This is a genomic window from Actinacidiphila yanglinensis (assembly GCF_900107965.1).
Lineage (GTDB): Bacteria > Actinomycetota > Actinomycetes > Streptomycetales > Streptomycetaceae > Actinacidiphila > Actinacidiphila yanglinensis.
Genome location: NZ_FNVU01000003.1, coordinates 451,226 through 464,724, shown reverse-complemented (window position 1 = coordinate 464,724; position 13,499 = coordinate 451,226). Strand labels below are relative to the sequence as shown.

8 protein-coding genes are annotated in these 13,499 nt (G+C 73.4%); 1 reads left to right on the top strand and 7 read right to left on the bottom strand.

All coding sequences use genetic code 11. The features are described from left to right. Positions 1–16 precede the first annotated feature (16 nt). The 5 genes from C4U44_RS08940 to C4U44_RS08920 form a co-directional block, all read right to left on the bottom strand. Positions 17–2,038, bottom strand: coding sequence for a prolyl oligopeptidase family serine peptidase (locus tag C4U44_RS08940; protein WP_103885114.1), 2,022 nt, complete (start codon positions 2,036–2,038; stop codon positions 17–19). Continuing rightward, positions 2,035–3,444 (bottom strand): M20/M25/M40 family metallo-hydrolase, encoded by a 1,410-nt coding sequence (locus C4U44_RS08935; protein WP_103885113.1) that lies wholly within the window; start codon positions 3,442–3,444, stop codon positions 2,035–2,037. The genes C4U44_RS08940 and C4U44_RS08935 overlap by 4 nt, the downstream gene beginning before the upstream one ends. Further along, positions 3,437–4,273, bottom strand: coding sequence for a M55 family metallopeptidase (locus C4U44_RS08930; protein WP_103885112.1), 837 nt, complete (start codon positions 4,271–4,273; stop codon positions 3,437–3,439). The genes C4U44_RS08935 and C4U44_RS08930 overlap by 8 nt, the downstream gene beginning before the upstream one ends. Before the next feature lie 120 nt (positions 4,274–4,393). Next, positions 4,394–5,116, bottom strand: coding sequence for a class I SAM-dependent methyltransferase (locus C4U44_RS08925; protein ID WP_103885309.1), 723 nt, complete (start codon positions 5,114–5,116; stop codon positions 4,394–4,396). A gap of 70 nt (positions 5,117–5,186) precedes the next feature. Continuing rightward, the gene (locus C4U44_RS08920) at positions 5,187–7,736 is read right to left on the bottom strand and encodes a SpoIIE family protein phosphatase (protein ID WP_103885111.1); all 2,550 of its coding nucleotides are present in this window, start codon (positions 7,734–7,736) and stop codon (positions 5,187–5,189) included. Positions 7,737–8,015: 279 nt separating this feature from the next. Here C4U44_RS08920 and C4U44_RS08915 point away from each other — a divergent pair, with 279 nt between their 5' ends. After that, positions 8,016–9,713, top strand: a complete 1,698-nt coding sequence (locus tag C4U44_RS08915) for a hypothetical protein (RefSeq protein ID WP_103885110.1) — start codon at positions 8,016–8,018, stop codon at positions 9,711–9,713. Between the two features lie 523 nt (positions 9,714–10,236). Here the strand turns inward: C4U44_RS08915 and C4U44_RS08910 are convergent. Both C4U44_RS08910 and C4U44_RS08905 read right to left on the bottom strand, forming a co-directional pair. Beyond that, a complete protein-coding gene (locus tag C4U44_RS08910; RefSeq protein WP_407642810.1) occupies positions 10,237–12,789 on the bottom strand; it encodes an MFS transporter in 2,553 nt (850 codons plus the stop codon). 141 nt (positions 12,790–12,930) lie between these two features. After that, positions 12,931–13,374: an SRPBCC family protein gene (locus tag C4U44_RS08905; protein WP_103885109.1), complete on the bottom strand. Its 444-nt coding sequence runs from the start codon at positions 13,372–13,374 to the stop codon at positions 12,931–12,933. Between the last annotated feature and the right edge of the window lie 125 nt (positions 13,375–13,499).

Here is a 13,499-nt window from a genome sequence, read left to right as displayed (position 1 = left end):
GTCTGCTCCTGCCCGGTCATGTGGTCAGCTCCAGCTTCGGCACCCCGGCCGGGGTGAAGCCGAACACCTGCCCGTAGAGGGACAGTTCGGACTCCAGGCAGGTCACCATGGTGTCGAGCCGGCGGAATCCGTGGCTCTCGCCCTCGAAGGCGCGGTAGGCGTGCGGGATGCCGCGCCCGGCGACCGCTTCGAGGAACCGCTCGCACTGCACGGGCGGGCAGATCACGTCGTCCAGCCCCTGCAGCAGCAGGAACGGCACCGAGATCCGGTCGCTGAGGTGGACCGGCGACCGGTCGCGGTAGCGCTCGGGCACCTCGTCGACCGGTCCGATCAGCGACTCCAGGTACTGCGACTCGAAGTCGTGGGTCTCCCCGCCCTGCTTCGACCAGCCGAGCAGGTCGAGGATCGGGTAGATCACGGTGCCGCAGGCGTACGTGTCGGAGGTGGTGAGGGCGGCCGCGCTGGTCCAGCCGCCGGCGCTCCCGCCGCGGATGGCGAGCCGGTCCGGATCCGCGGCGCCCTCGGCGACCAGGCCGGCGGCGACCGCGGCGCAGTCCTCGACGTCGACCACGCCCCACTGCTCGCGCAGCCGGTTGCGGTAAGCGCGGCCGTGGCCGGTGGAGCCGCCGTAGTTGACCTCGGCGACTCCGATGCCGCGCGAGGTGAAGTAGGCGATCTCCAGGTCGAGCACCATCGGGGAACGGCTGGTCGGCCCGCCGTGCACCCAGACCGCGTACGGCGCGGGGCCGTCGGCGGTGAGGTCCGGGTGGCGGGGCGGGTAGATGTGGGCGTGCACCTCGCGGCCGCCGGGGCCGGTGAAGGTGCGGGCGACCGGGTCGGGAAGGTAGGCCGGGTCGACCGTGTCGTGGTGGGCGTTGCCGATCACGCGGGTACGGCCGGTGACGGTGTCGAGCTCGACCACCTCGTAGGAGGTGCGGCCGCTCGCGGCGACACCGATCACCCGGCTGCCGGTGGCGGCGAGGGTGGGGTTCCACTCCGTCCACGGGCCGGGTGCGTCGGTGACGGCGCCGGTCGCGGTGTCGAGCAGCCCCAGCCGGGGTGCGCCCACGCCGTGCAGCACCGCGATCAGGCCGTGCTCCAGCGGCCGGAACCAGCGGTGGCCCAGCTTCCACAGCGCACCGGCGAACTCCTCCTCGCGAGGGCAGAGGTTCACCGCCTCGCCGCTGGCCGGGTCGACCCGGTGGATGTTCCACCAGCCGGTGCGGTCGGTGGCGGCGAGCAGGGTGCCGTCGGGCGCCCATTCGGCCTGCGCGACGGACTCCTCGGGGCCGCCGATGAGGGTACGGGCCGGGCCGAACCCGCCGTCGGCGGTCACGCCGGCGATCCGCAGCTCGGTGCCGTCCCACGGCATGAGCGGGTGGTCCCAGGCGAGCCAGACCGCCTGGGTGCCGTCGGGCGACAGGCGCGGTCCGGTGACGAAGCGGTGCGAGTCCGCGGCGAGTTCGCGCACGGCGCCGCGGTCGCCGGCCGCCGAGCCGTCCAGCGGGACGGCGGCGGGCACCCGGCGCACGTCGGACGGGCCGTCCCCGGTGAACTCCTCCAGGACGCCCCGGACCTCGCCCCGCACCGGGTCGATGGTCAGGTCGGCCCAGCGCAGCCCGCCGCCGACCGGCGAGACCGGGGTGAGCGGGCGGGGTTCGCTGCCCGGAAGGTCGGGCCGGAACCCGTAGAGCCGCTGGTCGGGGTGGTGCGCGAAGACGATCAGCACCGAGCCGTCGACGACCGCGCCCGCCCAGGGGGTGCCGCCGTACTCGATGACGCGGCTGCGGACGTTCCACGGCGCGGGCAGCGGGCACTGCTCGCTGCCGTCGGGCAGCCGGCGGACCAGCGCGCGGCGGCCACCCTCGGCGGGCCGGGGCGCGGTCCACCACACCTCGTCGCCGACCATGCCCACGAACTCCGGGCTGCCGTCGTGCGAGGCGGCGGTGGCGGCGTCGATCGGCGACGGCCAGCTGCCGTGGCCGACGGGCGCCCGCACGGTGGTGTCCTGGCCGCTCTCCGGCCGGCCGGCGGTCATCGGCGGACCTCGCCGGCGGTCGTGGCGGCACCGGGCAGGGCGGCGGCCGGTGAACCGGTGCGGCGCAGGAAGCGGTCGAGCACCTCGACCCCGAAGTGGAGTGCCTCGACGGGGACCCGCTCGTCCACTCCGTGGAAGAGGGCGTGGTAGTCGAAGTCCCGCGGCAGCTTCAACGGCGAGAAGCCGTACCCGGTGATGCCCAGGCGGGAGAACTGCTTGGCGTCGGTGCCGCCGGACATGCAGTACGGCACCACGTGCGCGTCGGGGTCGAAGTGCTCCAGGGACTCGCGCATCGCCGCGTAGGTGGGCGAGTCGACGGGGGCCTGGAGGGCGACCTCGCGGTGGTGGTACTCCCAGTCGACGTCGGGCCCGGTCAGCCGGTCCATGGTGGTGGTGAACTCCTCCTCGCCGCTGGGCAGCACGCGCCCGTCGACGTAGGCCACGGCGGAGCCGGGGATGACGTTCACCTTGTAACCGGCCTGGAGCATGGTCGGGTTGGAGCTGTTGCGCACGGTGGGGCGCACGAGGGTGGCGGCCGGGCCCAGCTTGTCGAGCAGCGCGTCGATGCTGTCGGGGTCGGTCGCGCCGTCGCCGTCGGTGATGCGGTCGAGGTCGACCTCCACGCCCTGGAGTGCGGCGAGTTCGGCCAGGGCGGCGCGCACGGTGCCGGTCAGCCGCATCGGCCAGCGGTGCTCGCCGATCCGGGTGATGGCCGCGGCGAGCCGGCTGACCGCGTTCTCCGCGTTGACCTTCGAGCCGTGGCCGGCCCGGCCGTGTGCGGTGAGCTTGAGCCACGCGGTGCCGCGCTCGCCGGCGGCGACCGGGTAGATCCGCAGGGTGTCACTGGCGTGGAAGGTGAAGGCGCCGGACTCGCTGATGCCCTCGGTGCAGCCCTCGAAGAGCTCGGGGTGCTTGTCGGCGAGGAATCCCGAGCCGTAGGAGGCGCTGTCCTCCTCGTCGGCGGTGAAGGCGAGCACGATGTCGCGGGCCGGTCGGTGGCCGGCCCGGGCCCAGCTGCGGACGGTGGCGAGCACCATCGCGTCCATGTTCTTCATGTCGATGGCACCGCGGCCCCAGACCACGCCGTCGCGGATCTCGCCGGAGAACGGGTGGACGCTCCAGTCGGCGGCCTCGGCCGGGACCACGTCGAGGTGGCCGTGCACCAGGAGGGCGTCGGCGGACGGATCGGTGCCGGGGATGCGGGCGATCACGTTGGCCCGGCCCGGGGCGGACTCCAGGATCCGCGGCTCGATGCCGGCCTCGGCGAGCTGCTCGGCGACGTACTCGGCGGCCGGGCGTTCGTTGCCGTCGCCGCCGCCGCGGTTGGTCGTGTCGATCCGGATCAGGTCGGAGGTGAAGCGGACCACCTCGTCGAGTGCCTGCGTGTCGACGGACTGCTCAGCCATACTGCTCCTCCACGGCCTGCGAAACGAGTGTGGTCACGGCCTTGAAGGCACGGATTCCTTCGTACATGGTCGGCAGGGTGTAGGCCACCCGCCGCTCTCCGGTGCGCTCGACGCCGGGCACCACGGTGGCGGCCCCGGCCAGGTGCACCGCGTCGAACTCCAGCTCCACGGTGTACGGACCGGCGGCGGAGGGTTCGTACCGCACGGCGAGCGCGGCGGCCTCCTTGGCGGCGGCCCGGATGTCGGCGGCGGTACGGGCGGGCGGGCGGCACACCGCGGCGTACCGCGACACGTAGTCCTTGACGGCGACCGTGTGGGCCTCGGGGGCGTATCCCCGCGCGTCGATCCCGGTGCGGTCGTCGCCCGTGACGAGCACGACGGGCACGCCGTACTCCGCGACGACCAGGGCGTTGAGCCGGCCCTCGCTGGCCGGCTCCCCGTTGACCCACACGCCGGTGATGGAGTTGGCGAGGTAGGTGTGGGCGAGGACGCCCTCGGTGCCGGCGCCGGTGTGGTAGCCGACGAAGGCGATGCCGTCGACGTCGCCGTGCTGGACGCCCTCGACCATCGAGAGGTCCTTGTGGCGGCCGGTGAGCATCTGGGCCCGCTCGTCCAGCTTCTCCAGCAGCAGGTTGCGCATGGACCAGTGCGCCTCGTTGACGAGGACCTCGTCGGCGCCGCCGTCGAAGAAGCCGGCGATCGCCGCGTTGACGTCGGACGTGAACATATGGCGGCAGCGCTGCCACTGCTCGCTGCCCGGCAGGACGTCGGCCGGCCACGTCACGCCGGTCGCACCTTCCATGTCCGCCGAGATGAGGATCTTCGTCATGGCACGTCACGTTACGCGGCCCGCGGACGGCCGTGCCAGCCCCCCTCTCAGCCTGTGGATAACTTCAGTGGTCCAGACCTCTTCGGCGGCCCCTCCGGGACCGACCGCGACGGCCCGAAATCAGCCCGCACGCCCCGCGACCAGCCACTTCGACGGCACCGCGATCCGCTCGCCCCGCGCCGTGAACTCCGCCGTGAGCAAGGGTTGTTCACCCTGCGCCAGCACGTCGAGGCCCGCGTCGGCGAAGTAGCCGGGCACCGCGGCGTCGGCCACCTCGCCGGGCGCGATGCCGTGCGCGAAGACCGCGCGGAGTTTCAGCGGCGGACCGGAGGGCGCTCCCGCGAGCGCGCCCAGCACGCCCTTCGCCGCCTCCGCCAGCTCCACCGCGAAGACCCGGCCGCGCCGGCCGGTCAGCTCCGCGATCCCCGCCACCAGCCCGGCCCGGTCCGCCGGCGCGCACTGGTGCAGCACGCCGCGCATATAGACGTTCGCGTCGCCCGTCTCCGCGTGCAGCGCCCGCACCGCGTCGAGGTCCACCGCGTCCACCACCTCGTAGCCCGCGGCGCCGCGCGGGTCCGCCCGCCGCGCCCGGGCCACCGCCTCCCGTGACAGGTCCGCCCCGACCACCCGGCCGTACCGCTCGGCGAGGAAGCGCGTCTGCGTGCCGTTGCCGCAGCCCAGGTCGACCAGCGGCAGCCCCGGGTCGAAGTGCTTCTCGAAGTGCGGCAGATGGAGCTCGGACGCCAGTGCCGGGTCGGCGTCCCAGAACGCCCCGCCCACCTCGTCCGGCACGTCCCGCCAGAAGCTCTCCCACGCCTGCTCGTACTCGCTGGACACCTTCATCAGTACGCCACCCTCCGCCGTGAGTCCGCCGCGCATCCCGTGCCTGGCACCCGCGTGCCCGAGCCTCCCGCTACGAACCGGGGCGCCGCGCCCTCGGCAGGGTCAGCTCGCACCAGACCGTCTTCCCGTGGGCCGAGCGGCTGGTGCCCCATTCGCGGGCCAGCCGGCTGACGATCCGCATGCCGCGGCCGCCCTCGTCCTCGGGGCCGGCCCCGAGCAGGACCGGCACGGTGTGGTCGTCGTCGCTGACCTCGCACAGCAGCGCGCCCGCCCGCACCAGCCGCAGGCCCACCCGGCCGGTGCGGGCGTGGCGCAGCGCGTTGACGACGAGTTCGTCGACCAGCAGCTCCGCGGTCTCGCCGAGCGCGTCCAGTCCCCAGCCGCGCAGCGCGGCGCGGGTCAGCCCGCGGGCCCGGGCCGCCTCCCGCGGGTCGGCCGCCAGCTCCCAGGCCGCCACGTCGTCGCGCGGGATGCCGTTGAGCCGGGCCATGAGCAGCGCCACGTCGTCCTTGCGGCCGCCGCGCGGGTTGAGGGCGCGGATGATGGTGTCGCAGGCGTCGTCCATGGACGCGGCCGGATGTGCGGCGCTCTCGCACAGCGCGGCGAGCCCGGTGCCGATGTCCTGGCCGCGCACCTCGACCAGGCCGTCGGTGCACAGCACCAGCCGGTCGCCCGGCGCCACCGGCACGCGGACCGTCTCGAAGGCGACCCCGCCGACGCCCAACGGGGCGCCGGTGGGCACCTCCAGCAGCTCGCTGCGGCCGTCGGCGGCGCGTACCAGGACCGGCGGGATGTGCCCGGCGTTGCCGATCAGCAGGTCGGACTCGACCGGGTCGTAGACCGCGTACAGGCAGGTGGCCAGGTACTGCTCGCCGAGCCGCTGGGCGAGGTCGTCGAGGTTGCGCAGCAGGTCCGCCGGCGGCATGTCGAGCCCGGCCATGGTCTGCACGGCGGTGCGGAACTGGCCCATCATCGCCGCGGAGTTCAGGCCGTGGCCCATCACGTCGCCGACCACCAGCGCCAGCCGGGAGCCGGGCAGCTTGATGGTGTCGAACCAGTCACCGCCGACCCGCCCCAACCGGGCGCCCGGCAGGTATCGGGTGGCCACGTCGCAGCCGGGCATGTGCGGCGCGATGTGCGGCAGCATGCTGTCCTGCAGCGTGTCGGCGACGTTCTCCTGGTACGTGTACATCCGGGCGTTGTCGAGCACCAGCCCGGCGCGGGCGGCGAGTTCGGCGCCCGTGACCCGGTCCATGTCGTCGAACGCGGGCCGCTCGCGGTGGCGCAGCAGGATCATGAAGCCGAGCACCACGTCGCGGGCCTTGAGCGGCACCACCAGCATCGAGCGGTGGTTGATCAGCGGGCTGATGTCGCGCTTGGGGAACTGCGCGGCTATCGCGTTGCCCGCCTCCTCGCTGATCCGCGGCACCAGGACGGGTTCGCCGGTGGTCATGCACTGGAAGAAGGGGGTCTGCGCGGGGAACGGCATGGACTCGCCGACCGGCACCACGTCGTCCCAGCGGCCGGGCTCGTCGGTGTGCTCGACCGCCACGCGATACCACATGGTGGTGACGTCGGGCGGGCCGTCCGGGAAGCCCTCACCGGCGAGCACCTGCTCGCGCAGGTAGGTCCCCGCCACGTCGGTGAAGCGCGGCACGACCGCGGCGCTCACCTCCTGGATGGTGCGGGCGAGGTCGAGGGAACTGCCGATCCCGCGGCTGACCTCGTTGAGGAACTCCAGGTGCTCGCGGACCGCCGCGTGTTCGAGGTCCGGCGCCAGGTCGTCGTCGGCCCGCCCCGCCGGGACCGCGGACCCGGCGGGCCGCGCGCCGGCGTGCGCCCCCTGTCCGCCGTCGCCGCGCAGGCTCTCCCGCGCCGCCTTGCGTCTCGCCTCGCGCTCGGCCCGGCGCGGCACGCCCCAGTCCGGGGTGACCGGCACCCGGTCGTGGTGGCTGACCTCCAGTACCGGGTAGCCGAGTTCGAGCACCTGGGCGACGATCCTGGCGCTGTCCAGGGGGTTCATGCTGGGCAGGATCTCCGGCAGCCGCTTGGCGAGCCGATCGGAGCCGGGGAACTCGGCGAACACCGAGTGCAGGGCGAAGCCCGGCGCTATCCGTTCGAACAGTCCGGCCGGTTCCGCGGGGTCCGCCCCGGCCACGGCGAGCGCCTCGGGTTCGACGATCCCGGCCTGCTCGGCGTCCGCGGCGAGCACCAGCAGCCGCTCGGGGCCCGGGCCCACCAGCGGGTAGGCCCACCACAGCAGGTCCAGCGGCCCCTCGCCCGGGCCGTCCTGCCCGTCGGCGGCACCGCGCGTGCGGTCGAACACACGGGCCCGGCCCGCCGTCGGGTACGAGCCCCCGCCGTCCCGCGCGGGCTCCAGGTCGTCGCCCGGTCGCGCGCCCAGGGCCGCTGCGCCGCCGCCGTCCTCCGCGCCGGTCGCGTCGAGCGCTCCGACCACGGGTAACACGTCGACCGCGGGACGGCCGACCGCCTCTTCACGGGTGGGCCCGAACAACCGACGGGCGCCCGTGCTCCAGTGGGAGACCAGACCCTCGGCATCGACCACCACCACCGCGAGCGGCACCCGGCCGGAAATCACTGGCGGATCACGGCGGTCCATGATTCGTTGGGCTCCTTCCCTCGGCGACCGCGGGGAGCCTGCCCGAGTGCGCGTCGGCCCGTCCCCGGCACATGATCCGCGGTGCCGCTACCACGGTACGGCCGGAGCGGACCGGCAGGGGAGGCAAAGTGCGAAACCGGCGTACGCCCGCAAGGGAGCAACCGATCCCGGCGTGCTAGCGTCCAAAGTCTGTGTTCGAACTCTCGTGAGGGCGGGGGTTCGTCCCCGCCGGACGGGACCCGGCCGGGAAACTCCGCACCCGCTACCGGAAGAGGCCACGTGACCACCTGGCAGCCCGCGCGCGTCGCTGTCGTCCGCGGACCGAGGGGACTGCTCCGGCGGGTGGACCTGCGCCACCCGGTGGTCGTCGCCACGATGATGGCCGCGGTGCTGCACGTGGTGTGGGCGCTCTACCTGGCCAAGGACTCGGGCGACATGGCCGCCCAGTACGCCTGGACGGAGTTCATAAAGGCGCACCCCTCCGCGTCGTACAACCTCTCCTGGTACGGCGGCATGCACCCGGCGTCGTACAGCATCCTGTCGCCCTACATCATGGCCGCGCTCGGCGTGCGGATGACCGGGGTGATCGCGGGCACCCTCACCGCCACGTTCTCCGCGGCGATGCTGATGCGGTCGCGGGTGAAGCGCCCGCTGGTGCCGGTGCTGTGGACGACGTTCGCTCTTTGGGGTGACGTCGTCTCCGGCCGGGTGACGTTCGCGCTGGGCATGCTCTTCGCGGTGGTCGCCACGATGCTGCTCTACCCGGCGGAGAAGGCCGTACGCGGCCGCTCGCCGCGGCTGGCGACCGCGACGATGATGGCGGCGTTCGCCACCATGTGCAGCCCGGTCGCCGGGCTGTTCCTGCTCGTGGTGGCCGCCGCGCTGTTCCTGACCGGCCGGCGCAAGGACGCGTACGTACTGGCCGCCGCGCCGCCGCTGGTGGTCGGCGCGACCTCGCTGCTGTTCCCCTTCTACGGGGTGCAGCCGTTCAAGTGGTACTTCGCGATCATCCCGTTCGCGGTGTCGGTGGCGATCGCGCTGGCCGTCCCCCGCGCGTGGAAGGCCGTCCACCTCGGTTCGTGGATCTACGCGGCCGGTGTGGTGCTGACCTTCGTCATCCCCTCGCCGATCGGCAGCAACGTCGAGCGGCTCCCGCTGCTGTACGGCGGCACCATCCTGCTGATCGTCGCGATGGCGAGCACCTGGGGCACCAAGAAGGCGCTGGTGCTCTGGCTGGCCTTCGCCGGAGCCGCGTCCTGGCAGATCACGAAGCCGATAGTGGACCAGGTCACCACCTCCTCCTCGACCACCACGGTGCAGGCGGGTCCCCTGATCCACGAGCTGCGCGACGTGCACGCCGACCGGGGCCGCGTCGAGGTGGTGCCGCTGCGCTCGCACTGGGAGGCGTCCGGCCTGTCGCCGTACGTCAACCTGGCCCGCGGCTGGAACCGGCAGGCCGACGTCGAGCGGAACCCGCTCTTCTACGACGGGACGCTGACCGCCGACACCTACCGGGACTGGCTGCGGCGCTGGAGCGTCAACTACGTGGTGCTGCCCGCCGCCCAGCCGGATGGCGCGGCCGTCGCCGAGGCGAAGCTGGTGGCGGCGGGGCAGCCCTGGCTGACGTCGGTGTGGCGCAACGCGGACTGGCAGGTGTACTCCGTGTCGGGCGCGGATCCGATGGCGGACCCGCCGGCCGTGGTGGACCAGGCCGGGCCGGCCGAGCTGACCGTCTCGATGCCGGGGAGCGGGTCGGTGCTGTTGCGTATCCCGTGGTCGCCTGTGCTGGGAATCGAGGGGGCGACGGACAGTAACAGCGGGTGTCTGGCGCCTGATGGGGACTGGACGCGGTTGTACGCTCCCGCGGCCGGGACGTACAAGATCGGCGGGACGTACGCGTTGATTCGCGGGACGCAGTGCGACAAGGCGCAGATTCAGGATGGGACCGGGCGCGAGCCCTCCTCCGGAGGAAGCTGAGCGGGTCCCCCGGGGTGGCGGTCCCACCCGGCTGCCCCGTCCTGCTTGTCGCGGGACCATCCCCCCGGTGGGGCGTTCTCGCGCAGTTCCCCGCGCCCCCGGGAATGCGCCGCCTCGGGTGCGGAAGTAGGCCGGCCATCCCCCCGGTGGGGCGTTCTCGCGAAGTTCCCCGCGCCCCCCGGAGATACGCCGTCGCGGGTGCGGAAGAAGGCCGACCATCCGCCCGGTGGGGGGTTGCTCGCACAGTTCCCCGCGCCCCCCGGAGATACGCCGCCGCGCGTGCGGAAGAAGGCCGGCCGACCCGCCGATGGGGTACCCCGCGCCCCCGGAGATACGCCGTCGCAGGTGCGGAAGAAGGCCGGCCAACCGCCTGGTGGGGGGTTCCCGCGCCCCCCGGAAAAGCACCGTCGCGGGTGCGGAAGTACGCCGGCCGACCGGCTCGTGGTGGGCCGAGCTCCTCGGAGACGCGCCGTTGCGGGCCGGGGTGGTCCCTGTGCGGTGGGGGCCACCCCGGGGTGGGGGGTCAGTCGGCGTGGCCCAGTTGGAGGTCGCGTTCGGTGCGGCCGCCGCCGGCGACCTGGAGGACCGTGGCCACCGGCGGGTACCCCGCGGCGATGACCGTGTACTCGCCGGCCGCGAGGTCCACGAAGCGGAAGTGGCCGTCGGGGCCGGTGGTGACGGAGTCGACGACGTTGCCCGCGGCGTCGAGGAGGGTGACGCGGGCGTCCTCCACCAGCCGCCCGCCGGGAGCGCGGACGATGCCGCGCAGGGAGGCGCCGCCGGCGAGTTCGACGTCCTGGCGGGTCTCGCGGGAGGCCTGGACGGTGACGGGGAGGGCGGCCGGCCGGTAGGCGGGCGCGCTGGCCGCGAGGGTGTACTCCCCCGCGACGAGTTCGGTGAGCGCGTAGACGCCCTCCCGCCCGCTGCGGGAGGTGGCCACGACGTCGCCGCGCACGTCGGTGAGCGTGACGATCGCGTCCCGGACGGGGGTGCCGTCGGCGGTGTGCACGGTGCCGGCCAGCCGTCCCGCGCCGCCGAGCACGACGTCGAGTTCGACCGGGTGGTCGCCGACCGCGACGGTGACCGCCTGCGGCTGGTGGCCGCCGGCCGCGGCGATCAGGACGTAGCTCCCGGCGCCGGGCGTGCTCAGCGCGTACCGGCCGTCCTGGGCGGTGGCGCCCCTGCCGACCTGGCGTCCTGACCCGTCGATGAGGGTGAGCGCCGCGCGCCCGACGGAGGTCCCGTCGGAGTGCTGGACGGTGCCGCACACCGGCACACCGCCGCCGGGGCCGCGCCGAGCGCCCGGCACCTCCGAGTCGTGCACGGGAACGCCCGGCGCGAGGGTGGCGGTGGCGGCCACCGGATGCGCGCCGTAGACCGGCTCGTTGCCGGACTCGTAGGGGGGTTCGTACCCCGGGTCGTAACCGGGTTCGTACGCCGCCGGGGCGGCGGGGCCGTGCTGGGTCACCAGAGGTTTCTCCTTGAGCAGGAAGGCGAAGAGGAAGCCGAGGACGAGGACCGGCACCAGGTAGAGGAAGATCCGCGGCATGGCGTCGGCGTACGCGTGCACGTAGCCGTCGCGCACGGGCGCGGGCAGGGTGCGGACCAGTTGGGGGGTGACCGACTCGGGGTCGGGCAGTTTGACGCCGCGCGGGAGTTCCACGGCGAGCCGGTGGGCGAGGCGGTTGGCGAACAGGGTGCCGAAGACGGCGGCGCCGACCGACCCGCCGATCTGCCGGAAGTAGTTGTTGGCACTGGTCGCCGCGCCGATGTCGGCGGGCCGCACCGAGTTCTGCACGGCGAGCACCAGGACCGGGAGGATCATGCCGATGCCCAGGCCGAGGACGGCCATGGAGACGCTGTACTCGGGCCGCCCGGTGTCGGCGTCCATCCGCGACAGCAGGTACATGCCCACCGCGGACAGGGCGCCGCCGAGCACGGGGAAGATCTTGTAGCGGCCGGTGCGGCTGATGAGCTGACCGCCGACAATGGAGGCGACCACGACGCCGAGCATCATCGGCAGCATCTGCAGCCCGGAGCCGGTGGCGCTGGCACCGTCGACCATCTGGAGAAACGTCGGCAGGTAGCTGGCCGCGCCGAAGAGCGCGACGCCGACCACGGCACCGACGAGGGCGGTGGTGTTGAACACCCCGTCGCGGAACAGCCGCAGCGGGATGACCGGTTCGACCGCGAACCGCTCCACGATCACGAAGAGCACCACGCAGAGCAGGGTGCCCGCGCCAAGCCCGAGGATCTCCCTGGACCGCCAGCCGTAGGTGGAGCCGCCCCAGGTGGTCAGCAGCACCAGGCAGGTCGATCCGGCCGCCAGCAGCAGGGCGCCGAGGACGTCGAGCCGGGGGCGTGCGGTGGGCTTGGGCAGCTTGAGCACCAGGGTGATCACCAGGAGGGTGACCAGTCCGAACGGCACGTTGATGGAGAAGCACCAGCGCCACGAGGCGTGGTCGGTGAAGAAGCCGCCGAGCAGCGGGCCCGCGACCGAGGCGACGCCGAACGCGGCACCGATCAGGCCCATGTAGCGGCCGCGCTGCCGGGGCGGGACGACGTCGGCGATGATCGCCTGCACGCCGATCATCAGCCCGCCGCCGCCGATGCCCTGGACCGCGCGGAAGGCGATCAGCTCGTTCATGCTCTGCGACCAGGCGGCGAGCGCCGAGCCGATCACGAAGGTCACGATCGCGAACTGGAAGACACTCTTGCGGCCCAGCAGGTCGCCGAGCTTGCCGTAGATCGGCAGGCCGATGGTGGACGAGAGCAGGTACGCGGTCACCACCCACGACATCCGGTCCAGGCCGTGCAGTTCGCCCACGATCTTGGGCAGGGCGGTGGCCACGATCATCTGGTCGAGGGCGGCGAGCAGCAGGGCGAGCATCAGCCCGAGGAAGACCAGCCGCAGCCGGCGCGGGGTGAGGGTGCCGCCGGCCCCGTCGGGGCCGGCGGACAGGTCGTCGGGCGGGGGTTGCACCGCGCCGCCCGGCACCTCGTCCGCCGGCCCCGCCTCACCCAGAGCGTCGTCCGGGAGTCCTCCCGGTCGCTCGATCAGCGTGCCGCCACTCACTGCCGCTCCCCTCGTCGCACCTGCTTCACCGCGTCTCCCGCCACGAGGCGACAACGAGGAGCAGGCCCGACGAGTCTCAGGAAGTTGGCAAAACCACCCTTACCAGTGAACGATCGCGAAACCGGGCGAGTGTCAGGGGAGTTACTGCTCCACCTCGGCGGCGAACTTGGCGAGCAGCTCGTCGTGGATGGCGTTGAGCCCCTTGGGGGCGAACGTCCGCTCGAAGAACCCGCCGACGCCGGTCGCACCCTGCCAGGCCGTCGCGTTGACGACCTTGCTGCGGCCCTCGCCCGCCGGGGTCACGGTCCAGGTGGTCACCATCGTGGAATTGCGGTCGGTCTCGACGAGCTTTCCCGACTCGGGCTCGGTGACGTCGAAGAGGCACTCGCGGATCCGCTTGCTGGTGGCCTGGAGCTTCCAGTGCACGACGGTGCCCGCGCCCTCGCCGCCCTCGCGGACCTCGTACTCGCTGTACTGACCGGGCAGGACCCGGCCGCGGGTGCCGGCGTAGTCGGAGAGCGCGGCGAACACCCGCTCCGGCTCCGCCGCGACGATCCGCTCCGTGGTGGCCTCGACCAGCGCCATGACTTCTCCTCGGGTCCATGCCCCTGGGGGCATCGGGGTGCTTCGTGCGCGCAGGTGCCGCGCGACACACCACCCAACCACACTCGCTTTTCGAATCTGTGTTCTATTGTGGATACGGAGGCGGG

Bases quoted from the DNA above. Each gene is read 5' to 3' on its own strand.
- C4U44_RS08905 (WP_103885109.1), bottom strand. From the start codon at position 13,374: ATGGCGCTGGTCGAGGCCACCACGGAGCGGATCGTCGCGGCGGAGCCG.
- C4U44_RS08930 (WP_103885112.1), bottom strand. From the start codon at position 4,273: ATGACGAAGATCCTCATCTCGGCGGACATGGAAGGTGCGACCGGCGTG.
- C4U44_RS08940 (WP_103885114.1), bottom strand. From the start codon at position 2,038: ATGACCGCCGGCCGGCCGGAGAGCGGCCAGGACACCACCGTGCGGGCG.
- C4U44_RS08925 (WP_103885309.1), bottom strand. From the start codon at position 5,116: ATGAAGGTGTCCAGCGAGTACGAGCAGGCGTGGGAGAGCTTCTGGCGG.
- C4U44_RS08920 (WP_103885111.1), bottom strand. From the start codon at position 7,736: ATGGACCGCCGTGATCCGCCAGTGATTTCCGGCCGGGTGCCGCTCGCG.
- C4U44_RS08935 (WP_103885113.1), bottom strand. From the start codon at position 3,444: ATGGCTGAGCAGTCCGTCGACACGCAGGCACTCGACGAGGTGGTCCGC.